Origin of the sequence: Micromonospora sp. NPDC000121 (assembly GCF_042899165.1) — a bacterium.
Taxonomy (GTDB): domain Bacteria; phylum Actinomycetota; class Actinomycetes; order Mycobacteriales; family Micromonosporaceae; genus Micromonospora.
The window spans coordinates 165,469-190,999 of the sequence record NZ_JBIAZP010000007.1; the positions used below are offsets into that span (position 1 = coordinate 165,469).

General features: G+C 74.2%; 19 protein-coding genes. 9 read left to right on the forward strand and 10 right to left on the reverse strand.

What is annotated here, in order from left to right; translation table 11 throughout:
* Positions 1-55: 55 nt before the first annotated feature.
* Positions 56-1,180, reverse strand: a complete 1,125-nt coding sequence (locus ACFY23_RS21010) for a lysylphosphatidylglycerol synthase domain-containing protein (protein ID WP_350677835.1) — start codon at positions 1,178-1,180, stop codon at positions 56-58.
* Positions 1,181-1,396: 216 nt separating this feature from the next.
* Between ACFY23_RS21010 and ACFY23_RS21015 the strand changes: the two genes are divergently transcribed.
* From ACFY23_RS21015 to ACFY23_RS21030, 4 genes are all read left to right on the forward strand, one after another.
* On the forward strand, positions 1,397-2,497 hold the full coding sequence (locus tag ACFY23_RS21015) for a DegT/DnrJ/EryC1/StrS family aminotransferase (RefSeq protein WP_350677838.1): 1,101 nt from the start codon (positions 1,397-1,399) through the stop codon (positions 2,495-2,497).
* Positions 2,494-3,459 (forward strand): Gfo/Idh/MocA family oxidoreductase, encoded by a 966-nt coding sequence (locus ACFY23_RS21020; RefSeq protein WP_350677840.1) that lies wholly within the window; start codon positions 2,494-2,496, stop codon positions 3,457-3,459. Before ACFY23_RS21015 ends, ACFY23_RS21020 begins: the two co-directional genes overlap by 4 nt.
* 195 nt (positions 3,460-3,654) lie before the next feature.
* The gene (locus tag ACFY23_RS21025) at positions 3,655-5,697 is read left to right on the forward strand and encodes a DUF6077 domain-containing protein (RefSeq protein WP_350677843.1); all 2,043 of its coding nucleotides are present in this window, start codon (positions 3,655-3,657) and stop codon (positions 5,695-5,697) included.
* Positions 5,698-5,962: 265 nt separating this feature from the next.
* Entirely contained in the window at positions 5,963-7,720 is a 1,758-nt protein-coding gene (locus ACFY23_RS21030; RefSeq protein WP_350677845.1) for a CDP-glycerol glycerophosphotransferase family protein, read from the forward strand.
* 57 nt (positions 7,721-7,777) lie between these two features.
* Here ACFY23_RS21030 and ACFY23_RS21035 read toward each other — a convergent pair whose 3' ends face one another.
* Both ACFY23_RS21035 and ACFY23_RS21040 read right to left on the reverse strand, forming a co-directional pair.
* Positions 7,778-8,323 (reverse strand): acyltransferase, encoded by a 546-nt coding sequence (locus ACFY23_RS21035; RefSeq protein ID WP_350677848.1) that lies wholly within the window; start codon positions 8,321-8,323, stop codon positions 7,778-7,780.
* Positions 8,324-8,488: 165 nt separating this feature from the next.
* A complete protein-coding gene (locus ACFY23_RS21040; RefSeq protein WP_350677851.1) occupies positions 8,489-8,827 on the reverse strand; it encodes a DUF952 domain-containing protein in 339 nt (112 codons plus the stop codon).
* A 231-nt stretch (positions 8,828-9,058) separates the two neighbouring features.
* Between ACFY23_RS21040 and ACFY23_RS21045 the strand changes: the two genes are divergently transcribed.
* Both ACFY23_RS21045 and ACFY23_RS21050 read left to right on the forward strand, forming a co-directional pair.
* Positions 9,059-9,715, forward strand: coding sequence for a response regulator transcription factor (locus tag ACFY23_RS21045; RefSeq protein ID WP_350677853.1), 657 nt, complete (start codon positions 9,059-9,061; stop codon positions 9,713-9,715).
* Between the two features lie 9 nt (positions 9,716-9,724).
* On the forward strand, positions 9,725-11,218 hold the full coding sequence (locus ACFY23_RS21050) for a HAMP domain-containing sensor histidine kinase (protein WP_350677856.1): 1,494 nt from the start codon (positions 9,725-9,727) through the stop codon (positions 11,216-11,218).
* Positions 11,219-11,319: 101 nt separating this feature from the next.
* Here the strand turns inward: ACFY23_RS21050 and ACFY23_RS21055 are convergent, their stop codons facing one another.
* The 4 genes from ACFY23_RS21055 to ACFY23_RS21070 form a co-directional block, all read right to left on the reverse strand.
* The gene (locus tag ACFY23_RS21055; protein ID WP_350677858.1) at positions 11,320-12,294 is read right to left on the reverse strand and encodes a TAXI family TRAP transporter solute-binding subunit; all 975 of its coding nucleotides are present in this window, start codon (positions 12,292-12,294) and stop codon (positions 11,320-11,322) included.
* A 104-nt stretch (positions 12,295-12,398) separates the two neighbouring features.
* A complete protein-coding gene (locus tag ACFY23_RS21060) occupies positions 12,399-13,073 on the reverse strand; it encodes a hypothetical protein (protein WP_350677860.1) in 675 nt (224 codons plus the stop codon).
* 101 nt (positions 13,074-13,174) lie between these two features.
* A complete protein-coding gene (gene yaaA / locus ACFY23_RS21065) occupies positions 13,175-13,969 on the reverse strand; it encodes a peroxide stress protein YaaA (RefSeq protein ID WP_350677862.1) in 795 nt (264 codons plus the stop codon).
* 61 nt (positions 13,970-14,030) lie between these two features.
* A complete protein-coding gene (locus ACFY23_RS21070) occupies positions 14,031-15,650 on the reverse strand; it encodes a hypothetical protein (RefSeq protein ID WP_350677865.1) in 1,620 nt (539 codons plus the stop codon).
* 135 nt (positions 15,651-15,785) lie between these two features.
* Between ACFY23_RS21070 and ACFY23_RS21075 the strand changes: the two genes are divergently transcribed.
* Positions 15,786-16,826, forward strand: a complete 1,041-nt coding sequence (locus ACFY23_RS21075; RefSeq protein ID WP_350677867.1) for a phosphatase domain-containing protein — start codon at positions 15,786-15,788, stop codon at positions 16,824-16,826.
* An 85-nt stretch (positions 16,827-16,911) separates the two neighbouring features.
* On the opposite strand, the gene glgB is transcribed toward ACFY23_RS21075, so the two are convergent.
* Genes glgB through glgA form a run of 3 tightly spaced genes read right to left on the reverse strand, consistent with a single transcriptional unit; the run spans position 16,912 to position 22,345 of the window.
* On the reverse strand, positions 16,912-19,014 hold the full coding sequence (gene glgB / locus ACFY23_RS21080; protein WP_350677870.1) for a 1,4-alpha-glucan branching protein GlgB: 2,103 nt from the start codon (positions 19,012-19,014) through the stop codon (positions 16,912-16,914).
* Positions 19,002-21,098 carry an alpha-1,4-glucan--maltose-1-phosphate maltosyltransferase gene (locus tag ACFY23_RS21085; RefSeq protein ID WP_350677872.1) on the reverse strand — a complete coding sequence of 699 codons (2,097 nt, stop codon included), beginning with the start codon at positions 21,096-21,098 and terminating at the stop codon, positions 19,002-19,004. The genes glgB and ACFY23_RS21085 overlap by 13 nt, the downstream gene beginning before the upstream one ends.
* Positions 21,099-21,136: 38 nt before the next feature.
* Positions 21,137-22,345 (reverse strand): glycogen synthase, encoded by a 1,209-nt coding sequence (gene glgA, locus ACFY23_RS21090; protein WP_350677874.1) that lies wholly within the window; start codon positions 22,343-22,345, stop codon positions 21,137-21,139.
* A gap of 71 nt (positions 22,346-22,416) precedes the next feature.
* Between glgA and glgC the strand changes: the two genes are divergently transcribed.
* Positions 22,417-23,649 (forward strand): glucose-1-phosphate adenylyltransferase, encoded by a 1,233-nt coding sequence (gene glgC, locus ACFY23_RS21095; RefSeq protein WP_350677877.1) that lies wholly within the window; start codon positions 22,417-22,419, stop codon positions 23,647-23,649.
* Entirely contained in the window at positions 23,646-25,292 is a 1,647-nt protein-coding gene (gene pgm / locus ACFY23_RS21100) for a phosphoglucomutase (alpha-D-glucose-1,6-bisphosphate-dependent) (RefSeq protein ID WP_350677880.1), read from the forward strand. The genes glgC and pgm overlap by 4 nt, the downstream gene beginning before the upstream one ends.
* The last annotated feature ends 239 nt before the right edge of the window (positions 25,293-25,531 follow it).

Consider the following 25,531-nt stretch of genomic DNA (forward strand, 5'->3'; position numbering starts at 1 on the left):
GGCACCTGGCGTTTCGCGGGACGGCGTCCGCCGGGCACGGGCCGGCGGGCGGGCGTCAGCGGGTGGTGACCGGATCGGCGGCCTGGTCGGCGGCGGAGCGGGGCGCCGGAACCTGCTCGACGGCGACCGCCTCGTCGGCGGCCACCCCGTCGGGCGTCCCCCGCCGGAGCTGCCGCACCCCGGACAGGGCGGCGATGCCGGCGGCGAGGAGGTCCGCCACCGTGAAGATCAGCCGGGAGGCGAGCGCGATGCCCGTCGCCGCCCCGATCCCCCCGGCGCCGGAGAGGAAGGGCGCCATGGTGGCGACCAGCACGGCCTCCCGGACGCCGAGCCCGGAGGGGGAGAGGAAGGCGAACATCCCGACGGTCATCGCGATGGCGAACGAGCCGATGCTGCGCAGCAGGCCGCCGACGCCGGGAGCGGCCTGGGCGTTGGCCAGCAGCCACAGGTGCACGCCGAACAGGGTGTAGCCGAGGGCGCTCCAGCCGACCACCCGCAGCACGCCGGGCAGCGTCAGCCGGTGCTGCAGCGGCGGCCGGCGCAGCACCTTGAGGACGATCTGGATCAGCCGGGTGAGCACCGCCGGGATCGCGCAGATCAGGGCGATCGGGAACAGCACGGCGACGATGTAGAGCGCCACCCGGACGGGCTCGGCGTACTCGGCCCCGGTCTCGGCGGTCGCGTCCAGCAGCGAGGGCAGGCTCAGCAGGCCGACGCCGAGCGCGGCGACCACGCCGAGCCCCAGCGCGACCAGCGTGGCCAGGAAGGCCCGCGCGCGCGGCAGCCCGGCCCGCCGGCCCAGCTCCATCTGCAGGACGTACGCCCACACGCTGCCCGGGATGTACTTGCCGAGCTGCCCGACCATGCAGATCCGCAGGGCGGCGGGAACGGACACCCGGTGCTCCAGGTCCTCCGCGGCGGCCCGCCACGCCATCGAGTTGGCGAACATCCCGGCGAGCACCGCCAGCACGGCGAGCACCACCGAGGGCCACGCCAGGTCGAGCCAGGTCTGCCGGACGTCCGGCCACTGGCTGACGACGCTCCAGGTCATGCCCGCCGCGATCGCCGCGATCACCACGATCCGTACGCCCAGCGAAAGCCAGCGGGACGGACCCTTCGCCCCACCGGCCCCGTCGGCCGGTGCGGTCACCGTTTCGACCTGCGTCGCGGTCTCTGCCACGGCCGTCCTGCCTCCGCGTCGCCCTGACCCGTGGGGGTCGCCTGCACAATTCGCCGAGACTAGCGCAGCGCGGGGCGTACCACGAACCCAGGCCGACGGCGAGTCCGGGGCCTCGCCGGGCGGTGCGCGGATTCTCCCCGAGCCGGTCCAGATGTGCCAGGGGTCTCCCACGCTGCTACCGTCTGCACGCTGCCCCATACCCCAAGGAGAGCTCCTGTGATCCCGATTTCCGTCGTCAAGCTGGACGAGGCGGCCGAACGGTTGGCGGTCGAGGTGATCCGTTCGGGCGTCATCGCGCAGGGACCGATGGTGGCCCGTCTGGAGCGCGAGTTCGCCGACCTCGTCGGCGTCGAGCACGCGGTGGCCGTCAACAACGGCACCACCGCGCTCGTGGCCGCGCTCCAGGTGCTCGACCTCCAGCCGGGCGACGAGGTCGTCACCAGCCCCTTCACCTTCGTCGCGACCCTCAACGCGATCCTCGAGGCGGGCGCCACCGCCCGGTTCGCCGACATCCGCGAGGACGACTTCTGCGTCGACCCGGACGCCCTCGCCGCGGCCATCGGCCCGCGTACGAAGGTGCTCATGCCGGTCCACCTGTACGGCCAGCCCGCCGACATGGACGCGATCGCCCCGCTGGCGCGGCAGCACGGCCTCGGCCTCGTCGAGGACACCGCCCAGTCGCTGGGCGCGACGATCTCCGGGCGCGGCGCCGGCAGCTTCGGGCTCGGCACCTTCTCGCTGTACGCCACCAAGAACCTCACCACGGGTGAGGGCGGCATGATCACCACCGACGACGCGGGCCTCGCCGACCGGCTGCGGGTGCTGCGCAACCAGGGCATGCGGCAGCGCTACCAGTACGAGGTGGCCGGGCACAACTACCGCCTCACCGACCTGCAGGCGGCGCTGGGCATCCCGCAGATCGCCGCGTACGGCGAGAACGTCAAGCGCCGCAAGGACAACGCCGCCCGGCTCTCGGCCGGCCTGGCCGACGTGCCCGGGCTGCGTCTGCCGACCGAGCTGCCCGGCCGCTCGCACGTCTGGCACCAGTACACGGTGCTGGTCACCGACGAGGCCCCGGTGAGCCGCGACGAGGTGATCACCCGGCTGACCGAGCGCGGCGTGGGCTGCGGCATCTACTACCCGAAGACGGTCTACGACTACGACTGCTACCGGGACCACCCCCGGGTCGTCGCCGACCCGGCGCCGGTGACCGACCGGGTCGTGCGCCAGTGCGTCTCCCTGCCGGTGCACCACCACCTCTCCGACAGCGACGTCGACCAGGTGGTCGAGGCCGTCCGGGCGGCGGTGGGCGCATGACCGCCAAGGTGCGTTTCGCCCTGGTCGGCACCGGGATGATGGGCTCGCTGCACGCCCGGGTGATCGCCCAGTCCGACCGGGCCGAGCTGGCCCGGGTGATCGAGCCCCGGCGCTCCGTCGGCCAGCAGATCGCCGAGCGGTACGGGGCCGGCTGGGCCCCGAACGCCGACGACCTCTCCGACGTCGACGCCGTGGTGATCGCCGCGCCGACCGAGTTCCACCACGCCCTCGCCGGGCAGGTGCTCGCCGCGGACAAGCCGCTGCTGATCGAGAAGCCGGTCTGCGGCAACCTCGCCGAGACCGAGGAGATCGTCGCCATCGCCGGCAAGCGCGGCGTGCCGCTGCTGTGCGGCCTGCTCGAGCGGTTCAACCCGGCGGTGCTGACCGCCCTCGCCCTGGTCGACCGCCCGGTGCACCTGACCGCCACCCGGCACTCGCCGTACGCGCCGCGGATCCGCACCGGGGTGGCCTGGGACCTGCTCGTGCACGACGTCGACCTGGCCATCCAGGCGTTCGGTGGGCAGGAGCCCACCTCGGTGCGGGGCACGATGGGCTACTTCCACCCGGATTCGGTGCCGGGGGCGGAGGACGTGACCGAGGCCGTGCTGGCCTTCGGCAGCGGCGCGCTGGCCAACGTCTCGGCCAGCCGGATCGGGCAGCGCAAGGTCCGGACGCTGGTGATCAGCGAGGTCGACCGGCTGATCGAGGCGGACCTGATCCGCAAGGACGTGACCATCTACCGGCACGTCTCCTCCGACGCGGCGACGCCGGACGGGCGCGGCTACCGGCAGCAGAGCATCATCGAGGTGCCGGAGCTGCTCACCAACCGGGAGCCGCTCGCCGCCCAGCTGGACCACTTCCTGGACATCCTCGCCGGGCGGACCGACATGGACGTGGAGCGGGAGCGGATCCTGCCCGCTCACCGGGCGGTCGGCGCCGTCATCGAGGACAAGCAGCTCTGAGGCCTCGACGGAGCATTCCCGCCGGGTGGGGGCTGGATCGCCCAGCCTCCGCCCGGCGGTCTGCCCCCGACGCTGGCGCCCGGGTACGCTCCCGTCGTCTGCGGCGGGCGGGCGCGCACCCGCCGGTCGCGAGGACCACCTGCCCTGATGAGACAAGAGCAAGGATGTTCCGTGTCGAAGGTCGGAAGTTCCGCGGTGGCAGAGACTGAGCCGGACGTGACGCGGTCGGACCCGCCGCGGCGCGACGGCCCCGCCGGTCGGCTGGGCGCGCTCGTGGCGGCGTCGCCCCGGCTCTTCACCGACGCGGCGGTGATCGCCTTCGCGCTCTTCACGGTGATCTACCACGTCGCGTTCCTGTTCCGCCTCGCCCCGTCGGTGATCTTCCTGATCTGGCTGGTCGGCTGCGTGCTGCTCGCGGGCGTCGCCGTGGTGCGGGCGGTCCGCCGCCGGCCCGCGACGGCGCCGGCCGCCACCGACGCCCCGGCGGACCCCGCCACCGACCGCTCGCGGCGCTGGCCGCTGGTCGCGGTCGCCACCGGGGTCGGCGCGGCGGTCACGGCCGCTGTCGCCGGCGACATGCCCTGGTGGGTGCCCGCCGTGCTGGGCCTGGTCGCCTCCGTCGTGGTCGCGTTGCTGGCCCGGCGGCGCTGGCTGACGGGCGCCGGCGCGGACGCCCCCGCCACCAGCCCCTGGCAGGCCGGCTACGCGCTGGTCGTCTCGGTGCTGGTCGCCATCTCGTCGTTCTTCATGGCCCGCAACTCCAAGGACGACGTCTTCTACGTCGGCAAGTCCGTCTGGGTCGCCGAGCGTGACGAGGTCCCCCTGCGCGACTTCCTCTTCACCGAGGGCGTCGCCCCGGCCCTGACGACCCAGCCGCCCATCTCGTCGATCGAGGTCTTCGCCGGCGCGCTCGGGCGGTTCCTCGGCATGCACGCCGCCTCCGCCACCTGGTACGTGCTGCTGCCCGTGCTGGCCGTGCTCGCGGTGCTCGCCCTCTGGCGGCTGGTGCACCGCTGGGCGCCGCGCCGGCCGGTGCTCGCGTTCGCCGTCGGCATCGCCTACCTCTACCTGGTGGCCGGCTCGGACGCGGCGCTCGGCACCTTCCACCTGCCCCGGCTCTACGAGGGCAAGGGCATGTTCGTCTCCGCGGTGGTCCCGCTGATGTGGGTCTACCTCACCGACTGGTTCGAGTCGCGGTCGCGGTGGCGACTCTTCCTCGTCTTCGCGCTCTCGATCGTGGCCACCGGGCTCTCCTCCACCTCGGCGATCATCCTGCCGATCCTGGTCGGTGCGGCCGCCGCGGCGATGCTGCTGGTCGGTCGCTGGCGGGAGGCGGTCGTCGCGTTCGTCGCCGCGGTCGCGTACCCGGTCGGTTCGGTGGTGGTGTCGCGGATCGTGCTCGGGCCGGTCACCGAGGCCGGTGGGGAGACGCAGTTCTTCGACGCCGAGGGCACCTACCGGCGGACCCTGCTCATCGGGGTGCTCGGTGTGATCGGTGGCCTCGCCCTCTGGTGCGCGCCGATGCTGGTCCGGCGGCGCACCCCGCAACTGCTCGCGGCGGGCGCCGCGGTGACGATGAGCGTGCTGTTCGTGCCCGGCGTGCTCGAGCTGCTCGGCGACCTGAGCGGGGTCTCCGCGGTGCTCTGGCGGGTGCCCTGGATCCTCGCCCTGCCCGGGCTCGTCGGCATCCTGTGCACCGTGCGGCTGCCCGGGGCCCGGCGGGTCGTCGACGGCCTGGTCGGTGCGGCGACCGCCACCGCGCTGGTCGCGTCGTTCGCCGTCTGGGGCGCGCCCATGTGGTCGACCGAGAGCTTCGTCGAGGTGCGTCCGCACCCGATCTGGAAGCTGCCCCAGCAGCGCCAGAAGATCGTCTTCTGGATGCAGGGCCTGGACCGTCCGCCGGGGCTGCTGCTCGCCCCCTCGACGCTGATGCGGATCTCGCCGATCATCAGCAGCCGGCTGCGGGTCGTCATGCCCCGGGACGGCTACCTGATCGAGTACGACCAGAGCTCCGACTTCGTCCAGGACCGGCTCAAGCTGGCCGCGCTCGCCGACGGCCGGCCGGACCTGGCACCGCTGCCGGAGCTCCAGGCGGCGGTGGACCGGCTCGACGTGTCCACCATCTGCGTCTACTCCGGCAACCGGGCCGCCCGGGAGATCGCCGTGGAGCTCGGGTTCCAGGAGTTCGCGAAGCGGTCCGCCCCCGGGGCGATGCGCTGCTTCCGCCAGCCCGGCTGACCGGGGCCGGGAGCCGGCCGGCGCGGCCGGCACCCGGCCCGCGACGTGCGGCGGCGGGGCGGGTCCGGGCGGGCGGACGATAGCGTCCGCTCGATTCTTCCTCCGGTCGATCGTTCGATACCCGAGCGATGCGTCCCGGCCCGTTCGCGTTAAGGTCGTGGGCGAGTTGGACCGATATGACGAACGACGCGGCCTCCGTTCGCGTCTCCGGGAGACACGACGCCCACCGGGTGCGGCTCGTCGTCGACTTCGATAGGGAGCGTCCTTGTTCGGCAAGTTGATGGGGCCGTCGGGAGTCGCGGCCCGCGGCGCGCTGGTGCTGCTGGCCTATCTGGTGATGCTCGCCGCCGGCGCGCTCGGTTGGGTCGGCGTCTTCGCCGTCGCCGGGCTGGCCGCGGTCACCGGCGAGTACGCGCTCGCCCGCTGGTCGCCCGCCACACACACGCTGCTCGAGAAGGTCGGCCTGCGGGGTGACTACCGGCAGCTCGCGCGCGACCTCGCGGTCGTCCTGCTGGTGGTGGCCGAGATCCGGTCGAGCGCGTGGGAACTCAGCCTGGTCCTGGTGCTGCCGTCGACCGTCTGGCTGATCTCGGTCTTCGCCGGCGCGCTCGCCACGATGATCGACCGGCGCAACCCCACGTCGGCGTTGGTGCGCAACATCGACCTCGGCCCGATGCGGGCCGCGCCCCGCCCGCCGCACTGGGCGGCCTGGCTCGCCGGCGACCGGCTGGCCCTGGTCAACGTGGTGCTGGCGCCGGCCGCCGTGTTCGCGGCGGTGCTCGACAACGCCGCCCCGGTGATCGGTGCGGGAGTGGTGGCCGTGCTCGCCGCCGCGCTGGTGGGCGGGATCGTCGCGCTGACCTGGCTGCGCGGGCGCGGGATGGGCCAGAGCCCGCTGCTGCCCGCCGTCCAGCGCTGGCTGGACAGCTACCGGCCGGAGGTGGCCCTCTACTTCGCCGGGCCGGCGAAGGACGTCTACCAGGCCAACATGTGGCTCGCCCCGACCGAGGCGCTCGACCAGCGCGGTGTGGTGCTGATGCGCAGCAAGGAGGCGTTCCTCGAACTGGCCGACACCCGGCTGCCGGTGATCTGCGTGCCGGCCGGCGTGGACTTCATGAACCTCGAACTGGGCAGCGTGCGCGCCGCGCTCTACGCCGCGAACGTCGGCGCGAACATCCACATGCTCCGCGAGCCCGGCATGAAGCACGTCTTCGTCGGGCACGGCGACAGCGACAAGCAGGCCAGCGTCAACCCGTACAGCAAGGTGTACGACGAGGTGTGGGTCGCCGGCCTCGCCGGGCGCGAGCGGTACGCCCGGGCCGGGGTGGGCGTGCTCGACTCCGACATCGTCGAGATCGGACGGCCGCAGCTCGCCGGGGTGCACACGTTCGGTGCGGAGTCGGTCGACCGGCCGTTCACGGTGCTCTACGCCCCGACCTGGGAGGGGTGGCTGGACGACGACCCGTACCACACCTCGCTGGTGCTGATGGGGGAGCGGATCGTCCAGGGGCTGCTCGCCACCGCGCCGGCGGTCCGGCTCATCTACAAGCCGCACCCGCTGACCGGCTCCCGGTCCAAGGAGGCCAAGGCGGTGCACGAGCGGATCGTGGAGCGGATCCGCGCGGCGGGCGGCGACGCGGACGCGACCTCGCTGGACGGCACGCGGCACCTCGTGGTCACCGGCCGGACGCCGGCGCTGTTCGACTGCTTCAACCAGACCGACCTGCTGATCAGCGACGTGTCCAGTGTGGTCTCGGACTTCGTACAGAGCCAGCGGCCGTACGTGGTGGCGAACCCGGGCGGCCTGCCGGAGGACGAGTTCCGCCGGGAATACCCGACGTCGCGGGCGGCGTACCTGCTCTCCCGGGACTGCGGCGAGCTGGAAAAGATCGTGTCCGTCACCCGGGCCGGCGACGACCCGATGACCGACGCCCGGCGGGACCTGAAGACCTACCTGCTCGGCCCGGCCGAGGCGAACCCCATGGAGCGGTTCCAGGAGGAGATCGCGCGGCTCTGCCGCTGAACACCCGCGCGACGGCGGTGGACGGGAGCGCCCGTCCACCGCCGTTTCGTCGCCGGGTCAGCCCTGCCGCTGCGGCGGGGTGTCCACGTCCCGGGAGACGACCTCGCCCCGCTCGTCGACCCAGCCCTTCGGCCGCGCCGGGTTGCCCGCCACGAGCTGGTACGGCGCCACGTCCTTCGTCACCACGGAACCCGCCGCGATCATCGCGTACTCGCCGACCTCGATGCCGCAGACCAGGGTCGCGTTCGCGCCGATCGAGGCGCCCCGGCGGACCAGCGTCGGGGTGATCTTCCAGTCCGGGTTCTGCGCGCGGGGCCGGAAGTCGTTGGTGAAGACCGCGCACGGCCCGACGAACACCTCGTCCTCCAGGGTCACGCCCTGGTAGACGGAGACGTTGTTCTGGATCTTGACCAGGTCGCCGACCGTGACGCCGGCGTCGACGTACACGTTGCGGCCGATGACGCAGCCGGCGCCCACCTGGGCGGAGGACCGGATGTGGGCCAGGTGCCAGACCTTGGTGCCGTCGCCGACCCGGGCACCCTCCTCGACGTCGGCCGTCGGGTGGACGAAGACCGAGGGGGACGGGGAACTGCTGTCAGTCATCCTTCAACTCGCATGGGTCGCAGGGCGCGCCGGGCGCCGTCGGTGACCCGCGTTCGGCGTACGCCGGGAGCGGCGGCCACCCGCGCGGGTCCGGGCTGCCGCGCCGGCCCCGGGCACGGAGAGTGAGGCCGGGGCGCGCGGACTCGGCGTAGCATATCGACCCGCTCAACGCAGCAGCGTCGCCACCGCGTCGGCGACCGGCACGTCCGCCGGCAGGGCGTCGGCGGCCATCACCGCCGGCACCGGCAGCGGCCCGTAGAGGTGGGGGAAGAGCGCGCCGCCGCGCGACGGCTCCCAGCGCAGCGCGTCGCCGAGCCGGGCCGGGTCCACGGTGAGCATGGTCAGCCCGGTGGCGCCGGTGAAGTGCCGGCGGGCCGTCTCGACCACCTGGTCGGGCCCGGAGAGGTGGATGAACCCGGACTGCGCGTCCGTGGCGGTGCCGGCGAAGTGGCCCGCGGCCAGCGCGTCGTCCCACTCGACGGTGGTCAGCAGCTTGTAGATCACCCCGGCAGCCTACGCAGGGGCCGGCCCGGTTTTCCGCGCTACCGCCCGCGCCGCCGACATGCTCCCGGGTGGGGGCCTCCGGGCTCCCACCCGGGCCCGTCGCCCGCTTCCGGTGCGCCGGAGCGGGCCGGGCCGCCGTCCGCACGGCGGGCGACGAGGGGCCTACCCTCCCGTTTGCGGCCGGCTTCTGTCACCATTCGGGGTCGACAGACCGACGAATGGGGGCTCCGGGTGCGCATCCTGCTGGTCGAGGACGACCGTCGGGTGGCCGCCGCGCTCTCCTCCGCCCTCACCCGCCGGGGGTACGAGGTGGAGCACGCGGCGACCGTCGCCGCCGCCCTCTCCGCCGCCCCCTGCGACCTGGTGCTGCTCGACCTGACCCTGCCGGACGGGGACGGCACCGACCTGTGCCGCGAGCTGCGCCGGCGCAGCAGCCAGCTCGGCATCATCGCGGTGACCGCCCGGGGCGAGGAGCGGGACCGGGTGCTCGGCCTGCGGCTGGGCGCGGACGACTACGTGGTCAAGCCCTTCTCCATGACCGAGCTCCAGGCGCGCATCGAGGCGGTGCTGCGCCGGGCGGCGCACACGGTGCCCGAGCGCAACCTGATCGAGGCCGGGACGGTCCGCATCGACGTGGCCGCGCGGACGGTCGCCGTGGCCGGCCGGCCGGTGGCGCTGACCCGCAAGGAGTTCGACGTCCTGCTCTCCCTGGCCCGGCAGCCCGGGGTGGCGGTGCCCCGCGAGCGGATCCTGCTCGACGCCTGGGGCACCACGTGGGGCGACGGGCACACGGTCGAGGTGCACGTCGGTTCGCTGCGCGGCAAGCTGGGCGACCCCCGCCTCGTGGAGACCGTCCGCGGGGTCGGCTACCGGCTGCGCGGCGAGTGAGGCGGCGCCGTGCGACGTCGGCTGGTGATCAGCTACCTGCTGCTGATGGTGCTGGTGCTGATCGCGCTGGAGACCCCGCTGGCGGCCACCCTGGCCAGCCGGGAGACCGACCGGGTACGCGCCGACCGGCTCGCCGACGCCACCCGGTTCGCCTCGCTGGCGGGCCCGGCGCTGCGCGGCGGGACGCCCGGCCCGCTCGACAACGAGCTGCGCAGCTACGACGCCCTGTACGGGATCGGCGCGGCGGTGGTCGACCGGGACCGCCGGACCGTGGCGTCCTCCGAGAGCTGGCGGCCGGCTGCGGGGACCCGCGAGGCGCTGGACACCGCGCTCTCCGGCCAGCAGGCCAGCGGGCCGGAGTCGGTCTGGCCGTGGGTCGACCGGCCGATCGTGGTGGCGGTGCCGATCAACGACGGCGGCGAGGTGCTCGGGGCGGTGGTCACCGCCACCCCGGCCGACCCGGTCCGGCGCGCGGTCGCCGTCTGGTGGCTGGTGCTGGCCGGGACGGGGCTGCTCGCCGTGCTGGCCTGCGTGCTCACCGCGTTCGGGCTGGCCGGCTGGGTGCTGCGCCCGGTCACCGAGCTGGACGCGGTCACCCACGAGATCGCCGAGGGGGACCGCGGCGCCCGCGTGCAGCATCGGCTCGGCCCGCCGGAGCTGCGCCGGCTGGCGGCCAGCTTCAACCACATGGCCGACGCCGTCTCCGACGTCATGGACCGGCAGCGCGCCTTCGTCGCGCACGCCAGCCACCAACTGCGCAACCCGCTGACCGCGCTGCGCCTGCGGGTGGAGGAGCTGGGGCTGAGCCTGACCGACCCGGCCGGGCAGGCCGAGCACCGGCTGGCCCTGGAGGAGACCGACCGGCTCGCCCTGGTGCTGGACGCGCTGCTCACCCTGGCCCGCGCCGAGCGGCGGGAGAACCAGCGGGTCACCGTCGACGCGGCGGCCGTGGCCGCGTCCCGGGTCGCCGCGTGGGAGCCGCTCGCCCGGCACCGGTCGGTCGCCCTCCGGCTCGCGGCGGTGGACTCCCCGGCGTACGCGCGGACCGTGCCGACCGCCATCGACCAGGCCCTGGACGCGCTGATCGACAACGCGGTGAAGTTCAGCGGCGCCGGCGGGGCGGTGACGGTGACCGTGCGGCACCACGAGGGCGGGACCGCGCTGGAGGTCCGGGACACCGGCCCGGGCATGACGGAGAGCCAGCTCGGCCAGGCGACCGAGCGGTTCTGGCGGGCGCCGGAGGTGCAGAACATCGACGGCGCCGGGCTGGGCCTCACCATCGTCGCCGTGCTGGTCGACGCCTCGGACGGGCGGCTCACCATGCGCCGGGGCGAGCCGCGCGGCCTGGTCGCCGGCCTCTGGTTCCCCGCCCCGACCCGCTCGACGGACCCGACCGACCCGACGGACCCGACCGACCCGGCCGAGCCGGTTCCCGCCGGTGCTCCCGCACCGCCCGTCGACGGGCCCGCCGCCCCGGTCCCCGCCGGACCGGGCACGCCGTGACCGGGTGACGCCCGGCCGGGGCGACGGGTTCGCAGTCCGACCGAGGGTCCTCCCGGTCGCCGTGCGGCCGGGCGCCCCGTCACCGTCACCGGCCGCCGGGCTCAGGGCTTGGCGGCGCGGTACCAGTTGGCGGCGCCGGGGTGCAGCGGCAGCGGGGAGGTGGCGATGGCCGAGCGGGGGCTCATCCGGCCGGCGGCCGGATGAGCGGCGGCCAACTCCTGCCGGCGCTCCATCAGCAGCCGGGTCACCTCCCGGACCAGCGCTTCCGGCAGGTCGGCCCGGACGATCAGAAAGTTCGGGTTGGCCACGGTGGTGACCGGGTCGGTGCCGTACACCGAGCGGGGGATGTCCCGGGAGACGTAGACCTGGGGGTTGCTGCCGCGCAGCGGCTCGGTCCACTCGCCCAGGTCGACGATCCGGGTCGCGCTGTCGTCGGCGAGCTGCTTCACCGCGCTGACCGGAAGCCCGCCGGAGAAGAAGAACGCGTCGATCTTGCCGGCCCGCAGCGCCGCCACCGAGTCGTCGAGGCCGAGCCGCTCCCGGTGCACCCGGTCGCCGCCCAGGCGCGCCACCTCCAGCAGCCGGGAGGCGGTGATCTCGGTGCCGGACCCGGGGGCGCCCACGGAGACCCGCCGCCCACCCAGGTCGGCCAGCGTGCGGACCGGCCCGCCGGCGGTGGTGACCAGGTGCAGCAGGTCGTCGTAGACCCGGGCGACCGCGACGACCGACGGGTGCGTCGCCGGCGCGGCCGGCAGCACGTCGGCCTGGGTGAACCCCAGTTCGGCCTCGCCCGAGCCGACGAGCCGGACGTTCTCCGCCGAGGCGGCGGTGACCACCACACTGGCCCGGACGTTCGGCATCTCCCGGTTGAGGATGTCGGCCAGCGACCGGCCGAAGGCGTGGTAGACCGCCGTCGGGCTGCCGGTCGCGATCCGGATGGGCACCGGCGGCTCGGGGGAGTCCCGGCAGCCGGCGAGGCCGGGCAGCGTCACCACCAGCAGCAGCGACAACAGCGCCGCCGGGCGGCCGGGGCGCCGGCGGGCGCGGCGGGACCGGGTTCGACTCACGGTCTGCACTCTGCGCCGCGCGGGCCGGCACCGCAACCCGCCGCCCACCCGTCGGGCTGGACTAGGGCTCCGGCGCCGGGTGGACGGTGGGGGTCAGTTCGGTCATCCGGCCGTCATGCCGGCTCGGCCGCCCTGGCGGGTTCCAGCGCGGCGCTGTGCAGGATCCGCTCGCGGTCCGGGCCGTCGGCGACGCAGACCAGGAAGCACCCGGTGCCGGGGCGCAGCAGCGCCGGCACGTCCAGCAGGGCGGCCCCGCGCACCAGGACGGCGGCCAGCTCCCGGTCGGTGAGCCGGACGCCGAGGATGTGCCGGCGCACGTGCCGCCCCCCGGCGAGCAGGGCGGCCCGCCAGGCCGCCGCGGCCAGCCGGGGCCGCCACACCCGCCGCGTCGTCGACGCGCCGGGGACCGGGCCACCCAGCAGCTCGCGCCGGCCCTGCCGCCAGCCGGCCTCCAGCGTCCGCGCGTACGCCGGCCGGTCCGCCAGGGGAACCGAGAGGCGGTGCAGCTCGTACCGGCGGCGCAGCCCGCCGACGGTCACCTCGTGCTCGATCGGGACGTCCAGCCGGCCGAGCAGCTGCCGGAACCGCAGGGCGGCCTCCTCCCGGTTGAACTCGACGGTCGCCGGGCGGTGGTGCGGCACCGGGCGGCGGGCGCCGGCGACCGCCGGCGGGGGCATGCAGCGCAGCAGGCAGGCGGCCTCGAACGCGTCGGCCAGCGTCAGCCAGTCCAGCGGCGGCGGGGTCGACGGGAGGCTCGGCCGGTCGAGCAGGATCGGTTCGGGAGCCAACTCAGGCACTCCTTGTCGGCGTCGGGGTCCCCCTACCGTGACCCGAAGACGCCGACGGGGAAACCGATCCGCCCCAGCCTTGAGGAAATCTTGCGGCAGCCCTACAACTCGGTGACGACAACGTCGACCTGGCGTGGCCGGTGGGATGGTCCGGGCTGCTCCAGCACCGTGTACTTCAGGTCGCGCAGCGCCGCCACCAGCCCGTCGGCCGAGCGCGGCCGGGCGCCCGCGGTCAGCAGGTCCCGCACCAGCCGACCCTTGGTCGCCTTGTTGAAGTGGCTCACCACCGACCGGACGGGCACGCCGTCGACCTCCCGCTCGTGCAGCACCCGGACCGTCACGGTGCGGGCGGCCACCTCGCCGCGGGGCGCCCAGGTGGCCGCGTACGCGCCGGAGCGCAGGTCGAGCACCGGCCCGGCGCCGGCCGCGGCGTCCATCGCCGGCGCGAGGGCCCGCCGCCAGTACGCCGACAGCGCGCCGACCCCCGGCAGCCGCACCCCGATCGGGCAGCGGTAGGGCGGAATGCGGTCGGTGAGGCGTACCGCGCCCCAGAGGCCGGAGCTGATCAGCACCGACCGGCGGGCCGCCCGCTGCGCGGCCGGCGGGAGCGAGGCGAGGTCGAGCGCCTCGTAGAGCACGCCGGTGTAGAGCCCGCCGGCGGGGGCGGTGGCCGCCACCCGCAGCCGGGCGTTGCGCCGCAGCTCGCCGCGCTGGCCCTCGCTGAGCCCCAGCGCCGTCCGGGCCGCCTCCTCGTCGCCGTCACTGAGCGCCACCAGCGCGGCCAGCACCTCCTCCCGGGCGCCGGTCAGCTCCGGCAGGGAGAGCCGGGCGAGGTCCAGCCGCCGGCCGGTGCCGGCGTCGGCCTTCCCCTCGGAGGGCGGCAGCAGGATGAGCATCGGTGACTCCTCGCCTCGGCGCGGCGCCCGCGCGCCGGCCCGGCCAGCGTACGGCCCGTCCCTACCGCCACGGCCGCACCGGCGTCTCCGGGTGGTACACGCGATACCCACCCACCTCGGCGAGCAGCGCCGCGTCGGCCCGGTCGCCGAGCAGCCGGCGCAGCCGCCGCTCCGCCGCCGAGCCGGCCGCCAGCACGTACCCGGGCCGGTCGGCCCGCTCCACCTGCCGCCAGTACGCGGGGTAGCGGTTCTGCCCGGGGGTGAGTCCGCCGTCGAGCACCGCGCACACCACCGACTCGTCGGTGTTGAAGATCAGCCGGTTGCAGGTCCAGTAGTCGCCGTACACCTCGTGGGGGCCGCCCGCGCGGAGCCGGTCGGCCAGCTCGCGGGCCTGCCGCTCCTCGACCCGGGACGCCTCGGTGCCGGTGGCGGCGAACAGCACGGTGACCACCAGCGTGGTCGCGGTCAGCGCGGCGAGCACGGCGGTGGCGAGCGCCCCGGCCAGCCGGCCGAGCGCCCCGACCGTGCCCCGCCAGCAGGCGACCGCCGCCAGCCAGAGCGGCCACAGCACCGCCGGCAGGGAGAGCTGGAGGACGGAGAGGTACCGGGCGTTGTCCAGCGGGCTGGTGGCGGCCAGCGGGCTGCGCACGTACGACAGCAGGGTCAGCGCCGCGCCCACGACCAGCGCGAGGTGCACCACCGGGCCGACCCGGCGGCCGGTCGGGGCGCCCGCGGCCCGGCGGTACGCGACCACGGCGAGCGCGGCGGCGACCACCAGCAGCAGCGGGTAGAGCAGGCCGAACCATCCCTGCCAGCGGGAGCAGCCGTCCACCGGGCAGAGTCCGGCGGCGAGCGGCACCCCCTCCAGCAGCCCGCCGTCGAGCCGCCGGGTCCACGGCGGTGGCGGCCCGGCCCGGGTGCTGACCTCGCGCAGCACCGACAGCGAGTCCTCGCCGGGCGGGGCGACGAGGTTGTCCCGGATCATCGGCGCGATCCCGACGGCGAAACCGGCCAGCAGGAGCACCCCGGCCCAGCCGAGCAGCTCCCGGCGGGCCACCCAGAGCAGTGCCAGCGCGGCCGCCCCCAGGTAGGGCAGGATCAGCCAGTCCGACCAGGCGGCCACCCCGGCGAGCAGGCCGAAGAGCCCGACGGCCAGCCGGCGGTGCCGCACGGTGCCCCGGGCGAGTCCCACCACGACCAGCAGCATCAGCAGCACGGCCACCTTGACCTCCGGCCGGCCGCCGACCACGGTCAGTTGGTCCCGGACCACCCGCTCCCCGCCGAGGGCGAGCAGCCCGACGACGAAGGCGGCGAACCAGGGCGAGCAGATCCGCCGGGTCAGCCGGTGGATCAGCCAGAGGAAGACGGCGTAGAGCACCAGCAGCGGCAGGCGCAGCAGCGGCCAGCTCGGCCCGGCGACCGCGATCAGCGGCGCGGCCAGGTACGACTCCAGCACCCCCATGTAGCGCTGGCCGTAGAGGAAGACGGGCAGCTCGCGGCCCTGCGCGATGTGCAGCGCGGCCAGCCCGAAGGTCGCCTCGTCGCTGTTGGAGACGGGCACCGTGTGCAGGGTCAGCACCAGCCGGTAGCCGACCCCGGCGAGCCCGAACAGCAGCGCGACGAGCGCCGGCCGGTCGAGCTGCGGGCGCCACCGCCCACGCTTGTGCACTGGTTGCGACACGACCAACGCCCCCGTCGTCGTCCCGACCGGAGTGTTTCACGCCGGCGGGACCGGGCGGGGTGGATCGGCGCAGCTGGCGGCCACGGAGATCGCCTCGCGTGGCCGAGGTCGCCGGGTTGTGGCAGGGTTGCTCACGTGCCACCCACTCCCGCAGGCCAGTTGGCCGTACCGAACCTGCACCGGGCCGCGCGGATCGAGGACGCCGTGCACGCGATGGTCGAGCGTCGGCTGCGGCGCACCGGCTGGCGGACCAACATCATCGCGTACGCCGGCTACGGCGCGCCCGGTTGGGTGCGGGTGATGTGCCGGGTGCTGCTGGGGCGGCTGGACACCCGCCAGCGGGGCCGGCTGGAGAAGGTCCGCGGCTGGCGCAGCTTCACCACCCTGCCGGCCAAGCACGTGACGGTGACCGTCGAGGCCGGCGGGGTGCGGCACGAGGCGCAGGCCGACCGCAGCGGCTTCGTCGACACCGTGCTCGAGGCGGACCTGCCGCCGGGCTGGGGAGCGGTGCGGATCAGCCTGCCGGACGCCGAGCCGGTCGAGGCGCCGGTGCGCATCCTCGACCCGGAGGTGCGCTTCGGCATCCTCTCCGACATCGACGACACGGTCATGGTGACCGCGCTGCCCCGCCCGCTGCTCGCGGCCTGGAACACCTTCGTCCTCGACGAGCACGCCCGGGCGGCGGTGCCCGGCATGGCGGTGCTCTACGAGCGGCTGGCCACCGCCCACCCCGGCGCGCCGGTCTTCTACCTGTCCACCGGCGCCTGGAACGTCGCGCCGACGCTGACCCGGTTCCTGTCCCGGCACCTCTACCCGGCCGGGCCGCTGCTGCTGACCGACTGGGGGCCGACCGCGGACCGCTGGTTCCGAAGCGGGCGGGAGCACAAGCGGGTCACCCTGGCCCGGCTGGCCAAGGAGTTCCCGGACGTGAAGTGGCTGCTGGTCGGCGACGACGGGCAGCACGACCCGGAGATCTACCGCGAGTTCGCGGCCGCCCACCCGCAGAACGTGGCGGGGGTGGCGATCCGCCGGCTCTCGCCCACCCAGGCGGTGCTGGCCGGTAGCCTGCCCGCCCCGGCCGGCAGTTCCTCGGCCGGGCCGGTGGGGCAGAAGTGGCTCTCCGCGCCCGACGGCGCCGGCCTGTGGAAGCTGCTGCGCGACGCCGGCCTGGTCTGACCGGTCCGCGCCGGGGTGTCGGCGCGACCCCGGGTGCTGACCGGTCCGCGCCGGGGTGCCGGCGCGACCCCGGGCGCTGACCGGGTCAGCCCCGGCGGAGCCAGAGCACGCCGAGCGGCGGCACCCGCAGCGCCGCCGAGGCGGGCATCCCGTGCCAGGGCACGTCCTGTGCGTGCACGGCGCCCAGGTTGCCCACCCCGGAACCGCCGTAGTGGTGGGCGTCGGTGTTGAGCACCTCCGCCCACGTCCCGGCGGCCGGCAGCCCGACGCGGTAGTCCTCCAGGGGCCGGGCGGAGAAGTTCGCCACGCAGACCAGGGTCGCGCCGTCGGGGGCGATCCGGACGAACGAGACGGTGTTGTTGGCGACGTCGTCGCCCGCGATCCAGCGGAAGCCGGCCGGCTCCGTGTCCTGCGCCCACAGCGCCGGCGTGTCCCGGTAGACGCGGTTCAGGTCGCCGACGAGGCGCTGCACGCCGGCCCGGGCCGGGTCGTGCAGCAGGTGCCAGTCGAGCCCCCGCTCCTCGCTCCACTCCCGGTCGTCGGCCAGCTCGCAGCCCATGAAGAGCAGTTGCTTGCCCGGGTGCGCCCACATGTACGCCAGCAGGGCGCGGACGGTGGCCAGCCGCTGCCAGGTGTCGCCGGGCATCTTGCCCGCGAGGGAACCCTTGCCGTGCACCACCTCGTCGTGGCTGATCGGCAGCACGTAGTTCTCGCTCCAGGCGTACGCCAGGGAGAACGTGAGCTGGTGGTGGTGGTGCTGCCGGTAGATCGGGTCCTTCGAGGTGTAGAGCAGGGTGTCGTGCATCCAGCCCATGTTCCACTTGAAGCCGAAGCCGAGCCCGCCGGCGTCGGTGGGGCGGGTGACCCCCGGCCAGGCGGTGGACTCCTCGGCGATCATCACCACCCCGGCGTGGTGCTTGTAGACCGTCGCGTTCACCTCCTGCATGAACGCGATCGCCTCCAGGTTCTCCCGCCCGCCGTACCGGTTCGGGACCCACTGCCCCTCCTGCCGGGAGTAGTCCAGGTAGAGCATCGAGGCCACCGCGTCGACCCGGAGCCCGTCGACGTGGAACTGCTCGCACCAGTAGAGCGCGTTGGCGACCAGGAAGTTGCGCACCTCGCGACGGCCGAAGTCGAAGACGTACGTGCCCCAGTCGGGGTGCTCGCCCCGGCGCGGGTCGGGATGCTCGTAGAGGGGGGTGCCGTCGAAGCGGGCCAGGGCCCACTCGTCCTTGGGGAAGTGCGCCGGCACCCAGTCCAGGAGCACGCCGATGCCGGCGGCGTGCAGCCGGTCCACCAGGTGACGGAAGTCGTCCGGGTCGCCGAACCGGGACGTCGGCGCGAAGTAGCCGGTCACCTGGTAGCCCCAGGAGCCGCCGAACGGGTGCTCCATCACGGGCAGGAACTCCACGTGCGTGAAGCCCAGCCCGGTGACGTACGCAGTCAGCTCCTCGGCCAGCTCCCGGTAGCCCAGCCCGGGCCGCCAGGAGCCCAGGTGCACCTCGTAGACGCTCATCGGCTCCTGGTGGGGCTGCCGCCGGGCCCGCCGCTCCAGCCAGGCGGCGTCACCCCACTCGTACGTGGAGTGGTGCACCACCGACGCGGTGGCCGGCGGCACCTCGGCGTACGCCGCCATGGGGTCGGCCTTGTCCCGCCAGTACCCGTCGGCGCCCAGGATCCGGTACTTGTAGCGGGCGCCGGCCGAGGCACCCGGGACGAAGACCTCCCACACCCCACTGGCGCCGAGCGAGCGCATCGGCCAGCCGTCGTCCGGGGCCCAGCCGGTGAAGTCGCCGACGACCCGGACGCCGCGCGCGTTCGGCGCCCACACGGCGAACGCGACGCCCTCGTCGAAGACCCGGGCGCCGAGCGCCTCCCAGAGCCGCTCGTGCCGGCCCTCGCCGATCAGGTGCAGGTCCAGCTCGCCCACCGTGGGCGGATAGCGGTACGGGTCGTCGTGCACCCGGCCGTCGACCTCGACCCGGTAGTCGAGCACCTCGCCGGGCACGGTCGCCTCGAAGACCCCGACGCCGTGCACCCGCCGCATCGGGTGCCGCTCGCCGTCGACCAGAACCGCGACGTCGGCGGCACCCCGGCGCAGCGTACGGATCACCGTCCGACCGTCGGCCGGGTGCGCGCCGAGGACGGCGTGCGGATCGTGCGTCGCGCCGGAGATCAGCTCGTCCATCGGGGGTCGTCCTCCTGCGCTGCAGCGGTGGGGGCGGTGCCGCCCGAGAGGGCGTCGGGAACGTTCTCGACGGTCAGGTCCGGCGCCGCCGGCCCCTGCGCCGCCGGGCCGGCCGGGGCGGCGGGCCGCCGCACGACCAGCACGTGCGCGGGTTGCAGGTACGGGTCGAGGCGCACCGCGTTGTGCTGCCCCCAGTCGTAGCTGGCGCCGGTCAGCTCGTCGTGCACCGTGAACCGGTCGTGCCAGTCGAAGCCGAGCGCCGGCATGTCCAGCGTGGTGTTGCCCCACTGCACGCCCTGCGCGTCGAACGAGCAGACCACGATGACCGTGTTGCCGGTGTCCGGGTCGTGTTTGGACCAGCAGAGCAGGGCCGGGTTGTCGATCTCGTGGAAGCGCAGGTTGCGCAGCCGGTGCAGGGCCGGGTTCTCCCGGCGTACCCGGTTGAGGGTGGCGATGAACGGCGCCAGGGAGCGGCCCTGCGCCTGCGCGCCGGCCCAGTCCCGGGGGCGCAGCTCGTACTTCTCGTTGTCGAGGTACTCCTCGGCGCCGGGGCGGGCCACGTGCTCGAACAGCTCGTAGCCGGCGTACACGCCCCAGGAGGGGGAGAGCAGCGCCGCCAGCACGGCCCGGATCTTGAACATCGGCGGGCCGCCGTGCTGCAACGACTCGTGCAGGATGTCCGGCGTGTTCGGCCAGAAGTTCGGCCGCATGTGGTCGGCCGCCGCGACCAGCTCCTCGCAGTACGCCCGCATCTCGGCCGCCGAGGTGCGCCACGTGAAGTACGTGTACGACTGGGTGAAACCGATCTTGCCCAGCCCGTGCATGATCGCCGGCCGGGTGAACGCCTCGGCGAGGAAGAGCACGTCCGGGTCGACCTTCTTCACCTCGGCGATCAGCCAGTGCCAGAAGTCGAACGGCTTCGTGTGCGGGTTGTCCACCCGGAAGATCCGGATGCCCTCGCCCACCCAGTGCAGCACCACCCGCAGGATCTCCGCCCGGATGCCCTCCGGGTCGTTGTCGAAGTTCAGCGGGTAGATGTCCTGGTACTTCTTCGGCGGGTTCTCCGCGTACGCGATGCTGCCGTCGGCCCGGGTGGTGAACCACTCCGGGTGCGCGGTCACCCACGGGTGGTCCGGCGCGCACTGCAACGCCAGGTCCATCGCCACCTCCAGGCCCTGCTCGGCGGCGGCGGCGACGAAGTCCCGGAAGTCCTCCGGCGTACCCAGGTCGGGGTGGATGGCGTCGTGGCCGCCCTCGGCGGCGCCGATCGCCCACGGCGAGCCGACGTCGTCCGGCCCCGCGGTCAGCGAGTTGTTGCGGCCCTTGCGGTTGACCCGGCCGATCGGGTGGATCGGCGGCAGGTAGAGCACGTCGAAACCCATCGCGGCGACGCCCGGCAGACGCTCGGTGGCGGTGGCGAACGTGCCGGAGCGGGCCGGCGCGTCGACGGTGGCCGGGACGGCCCCCTCCGAGCGGGGGAAGAACTCGTACCAGGCGGAGAAGAGCGCGCGGGGGCGGTCCACCCAGAGCCGGCGCTCCTCGCCGGTGGTGACCAGCTCCCGGACCGGGTGCTCCCAGAGCAGGCCGGCCAGCTCCAGCGCCGGGGCGGCCCGCCGGGGCAGCGGCAGCCGGTCGTCGCGCAGCGCCGCCACCGCCGCCGACACCCGGTCGACGTCGCCCGCCGGCACCAGCGCGGCGGCGGCCGTCAGCACCCGGGCGCCCTCGGCGAGGTCGTTGGCCAGATCCTCCGGCCCCTGGCCGGCGGCCAGCTTCTTCGTGACCGCGTTCTGCCAGGTCAGGTAGGGATCGTGGAACGCCTCGACGGTGAACACCCACTCGCCGACCGCGTCCGGGCGGATGACCGCGTGCCAGCGGTCCTGGCCGGGCTCGCCGGGGCGCATCCGGGTGAACGGCCGGGCCCGCCCGTCGGGGCCCAGCCACACCACGTTGCAGCCCAACGCGTCGTGCCCCTCGCGGTAGGCGCGGGCCGACACCGGCACGGGCTCGCCCACCACCGCCTTGGCCGGGTAGCGACCGCAGGAGACGACGGGGGAGACGTCTTCGATCGGAAACCGTCCAGTCACCCCGCCAACCTACTGCGCGAGATCAGTTCGCGCGCGGCTCAGCCGGCCGCGCCCACCGACCGGTACACCTCCAGCGTCCGCCGCGCCACGGCGTCCCAGGAGAACTGCTCGACGGCCCGGCGCCGGCCGGCCAGCCCGAACTCGGTGGCGCGCTCCGGGGCGGCCAGCACCTCGTTGATCCGCGCCGCGAGGTCGGCCACGAACCGGCCCGGGTCCAGCGGCCGGCCCGAGCCGTCGGCGGCCTGCTCGATCGGCACCAGCAGCCCGGTCTCGCCGTCGGCGACCACCTCGGGGATGCCGCCGGTCGCGGTGGCCACCACCGCCGTCTCGCAGGCCATCGCCTCCAGGTTCACGATGCCCATCGGCTCGTAGACCGAGGGGCAGACGAAGACCGTGGCGTGCGTGAGCACCTGGATCACCTCGTGCTTGGGCAGCATCTCGGCCACCCAGACCACGCCCGATCGGCCCGCCCGCAGCTCGGCCACCAGGCCCTCCACCTCGGCGGCGATCTCCGGGGTGTCCGGCGCGCCGGCCAGCAGCACCAGCTGGGTGTCCGCCGGCAGGTCGCGCGCCGCCCGCAGCAGGTAGGGCAGCCCCTTCTGCCGGGTGATCCGCCCGACGTACACCACGCTCGGGCGGGCCGGGTCGATGCCGAGCCGCTCCACCACGTCGGTGCCGTGGTCCGGGGAGTACTCGTCGGTGTCGATGCCGTTGTAGACCACCCGGACCCGGTCCGGGTGCACCGCCGGGTAGGCGGTGAGCACGTCGCGCCGCATCCCCTCGCTGACCGCGATCACCGCGTCGGCGGCCTCGAACGCCGTGCGCTCGCACCAGGACGAGAGGGCGTAGCCGCCGCCGAGCTGCTCGGCCTTCCACGGCCGCAGCGGCTCCAGGCTGTGCGCGGTCACCACGTGCGGCACGCCGTGCAGCAGCTTCGCGGTGTGCCCGGCCAGGTTGGCGTACCAGGTGTGGCTGTGCACCACGTCGGTGCCGGCGCACGCCGCCGCCATCTCCAGGTCCACGCCCATCGTCCGCAGCGCGGCGTTCGCGCCGCCCAGGCCCGCCGGTTCGGCGTACGCGGTGACGCCCGGCTCGGTGCGCGGCGCGCCGAAGCAGTGCACCCGTACGTCGGCGAGCCGGCGCAACTCACGGGCCAGGTACTCCACGTGCACCCCGGCGCCGCCGTACACCTCCGGGGGGTACTCCCGGGTCAACAGGTCGACGCGAAGGTGTGCGGAGTCCGTCATCCCCCGCACCCTAGTGCAGAAGTGTGCCCGTACGAGTGGTGAAGTCTCCGGCGGATGGTTAGCGTCGGACCATGGCTGCCAAGGTGCTCGCGATCGTCCTGGCCGGCGGAGAGGGCAAGCGCCTGATGCCGCTCACCACGGACCGTGCCAAGCCGGCCGTCCCGTTCGGCGGGATGTACCGCATGGTCGACTTCGTCCTCTCCAACCTGGCGAACGCCGGCTTTCTGAAGATCGTCGTGCTGACCCAGTACAAGTCGCACTCGCTGGACCGGCACATCACCAAGACGTGGCGGATGTCGACGCTGCTCGGCAACTACGTCACCCCCGTGCCGGCGCAGCAGCGGCGGGGGCCGTGGTGGTTCGCCGGCTCCGCCGACGCGATCTACCAGAGCTTCAACCTGATCAACGACGAGCAGCCGGACTACGTGATCGTCTTCGGCGCCGACCACATCTACCGGATGGACCCGCGGCAGATGGTCGAGGACCACATCGCCTCCGGCGCCGGGGTAACCGTGGCCGGCATCCGGCAGCCGCTGTCAATGGCCGACCAGTTCGGCGTGATCGAGGTCGGCGAGGACGGCCGGCGGATCCGGGCGTTCCGCGAGAAGCCCACGGACGCGGTCGGCCTGCCCGACGCCCCCGACCAGATCTACGCCTCGATGGGCAACTACGTGTTCAGCACGAAGGCGCTGTGCGAGGCGGTCGAGCGCGACGCGGAGGACAAGACCAGCAAGCACGACATGGGCGGCAGCATCATCCCGATGCTGGTCGAGCGGGGCGAGGCCAACGTCTACGACTTCCGCGACAACGAGGTGCCGGGCAGCACCGACCGGGACCGCGGCTACTGGCGCGACGTGGGAACGCTCGACTCCTTCTACGACGCCCACATGGATCTGATCAACGTGCACCCCGTGTTCAACCTCTACAACTTCGAGTGGCCGATCTACACCGAGCAGCCGCCGTACCCGCCGGCGAAGTTCGTGCACCAGTGGGGCGAGCGGGTCGGCCGGGCGGTGGGCTCGATGGTCTCGCCCGGTGCGGTGATCTCCGGCTCGCTCGTGGAGAACTCGGTCGTGTCGCCGAAGGTGAAGGTGCACTCCTGGGCGCACGTGGACGGCGCGGTGCTGATGGAGGGGGTGGACATCGGCCGGCACGCCGTGGTCCGCCGGGCCATCCTCGACAAGAACGTGGTCGTGCCCGAGGGGGCCGAGATCGGGGTCGACCTGGAGAAGGACCGGCAGCGCTACACCGTCTCCGACAACGGCATCGTGGTGATCGGCAAGGGACAGAAGGTGGAACCGTGAGCAGTCATCCCCGGGCCGGCAAGCCCGCCCAGCCCGCCGACCTGGTCGACGTGCCGCGGCTGGTGACCGCCTACTACGCCGAGCACCCCGATCCGCAGGACCCGGCGCAGCAGGTCTCCTTCGGCACGTCCGGGCACCGCGGGTCGAGCCTGCGCAACGCGTTCAACTCCGACCACATCCTCGCCGTCACCCAGGCGCTCTGCGACTACCGCCGCGAGCGGGGCCTGGACGGCCCGCTGTTCGTCGGCCGAGACACCCACGCGCTCTCCACCCCGGCGGCGGTGGACGCGCTGGAGGTGCTCGCCGCCAACGAGGTCACGGTGCTGCTGGACAGCCGGGACGGCTACACGCCCACCCCGGCGGTGTCGCACGCCATTCTCACCCACAACCGGGGGCGCACCAGCGGGCTGGCCGACGGCATCGTGATCACCCCGTCGCACAACCCGCCCGACGACGGCGGCTTCAAGTACAACCCCACCCACGGCGGGCCGGCGGACACCGACGTCACGAAGTGGATCCAGGACCGGGCCAACGCCATCCTGGCCGACGGGCTGAAGGAGGTCCGCCGGATTCCCTACGCGCGGGCCCGCGCCGCCGACACCACCGGGTCGTACGACTTCCTCGCCGGCTACGTCGACGACCTGCCGGCGGCGATCGACGTCGACGCGATCCGCGACGCCGGGGTGCGCATCGGCGCCGACCCGCTCGGCGGGGCGAGCGTCGCCTACTGGGGCGAGATCGCCGAGCGGCACCGGCTGGACCTGACCGTGGTCAACCCGACCGTCGACCCCACCTGGCGGTTCATGACCCTGGACGGCGACGGCAAGATCCGGATGGACTGCTCGTCGCCGAACGCGATGGCCTCGCTGATCGCGGCCCGGGCCGACTACCAGGTCTCCACCGGCAACGACGCCGACGCCGACCGGCACGGCATCGTCACCCCCGACGGCGGCCTGATGAACCCCAACCACTACCTCACGGTGGCGATCGCCCACCTGTTCCGCACCCGGACGAACTGGGGCCCGGCCGCCGCCGTCGGCAAGACCCTGGTCTCCTCCTCGATGATCGACCGGGTCGCCGCCGACCTGGGCCGCCCGCTGCTGGAGGTGCCGGTCGGCTTCAAGTGGTTCGTCCCCGGGCTGCTCGACGGCGCGGTCGGCTTCGGCGGCGAGGAGAGCGCCGGTGCGTCGTTCCTGCGCCGCGACGGGGGCACCTGGACCACCGACAAGGACGGCATCCTGCTCTGCCTGCTCGCCGCCGAGATCATCGCCACCACCGGCCGCACGCCGAGCCAGCACTGGGCGGAGCTGGCTGAGCGCTTCGGCGCGCCCGCGTACGCCCGGATCGACGCGCCGGCGAACCGGGAGCAGAAGGCCGTGCTCGGCAAGCTCTCGCCCGAGCAGGTGACCGCCACCGAACTGGCCGGCGAGCCGATCACCGCGACCCTCACCGCGGCCCCGGGCAACGGCGCGCCGATCGGCGGGCTCAAGGTGACCACCGACTCCGGCTGGTTCGCCGCCCGGCCGTCCGGCACCGAGGACGTCTACAAGATCTACGCCGAGTCGTTCCAGGGGCCCGAGCACCTGGCCCGGATCCAGCAGGAGGCGAAGGACCTGGTCTCCGAGGTGCTCAAGCGCGCCTGAGCCCCTGGTCGCATCCGCCCGCCTCGCCCGGGGGCTGTCTCGCCGTCTGCCGCCTGCCGTCTGCCGCCTGCCGTCTGCTGTTCGCCGTATGCCGATCCCCGTCGGCGGGCTTGCCCTCTCGGCCCTTTCGAGCTGAGTCGTTTGTGACATCAGGCCACGGTTCAGGGCAGAGAAGCCTCCCGGGCGCCTGTAGGACGGCCGTCCGGGCTCCTGCAGGGAGGGCCTCCCGGGCTCCTGTC

What these genes read in the sequence shown, in the direction of transcription:
- glgA (WP_350677874.1), bottom strand. Translation starts at nt 22,345, where the DNA reads ATGACGGACTCCGCACACCTTCGCGTCGACCTGTTGACCCGGGAGTAC.
- glgC (WP_350677877.1), top strand. Translation starts at nt 22,417, where the DNA reads ATGGCTGCCAAGGTGCTCGCGATCGTCCTGGCCGGCGGAGAGGGCAAG.
- ACFY23_RS21035 (WP_350677848.1), bottom strand. Translation starts at nt 8,323, where the DNA reads ATGACTGACAGCAGTTCCCCGTCCCCCTCGGTCTTCGTCCACCCGACG.
- glgB (WP_350677870.1), bottom strand. Translation starts at nt 19,014, where the DNA reads ATGGACGAGCTGATCTCCGGCGCGACGCACGATCCGCACGCCGTCCTC.
- yaaA (WP_350677862.1), bottom strand. Translation starts at nt 13,969, where the DNA reads ATGCTCATCCTGCTGCCGCCCTCCGAGGGGAAGGCCGACGCCGGCACC.
- ACFY23_RS21020 (WP_350677840.1), top strand. Translation starts at nt 2,494, where the DNA reads ATGACCGCCAAGGTGCGTTTCGCCCTGGTCGGCACCGGGATGATGGGC.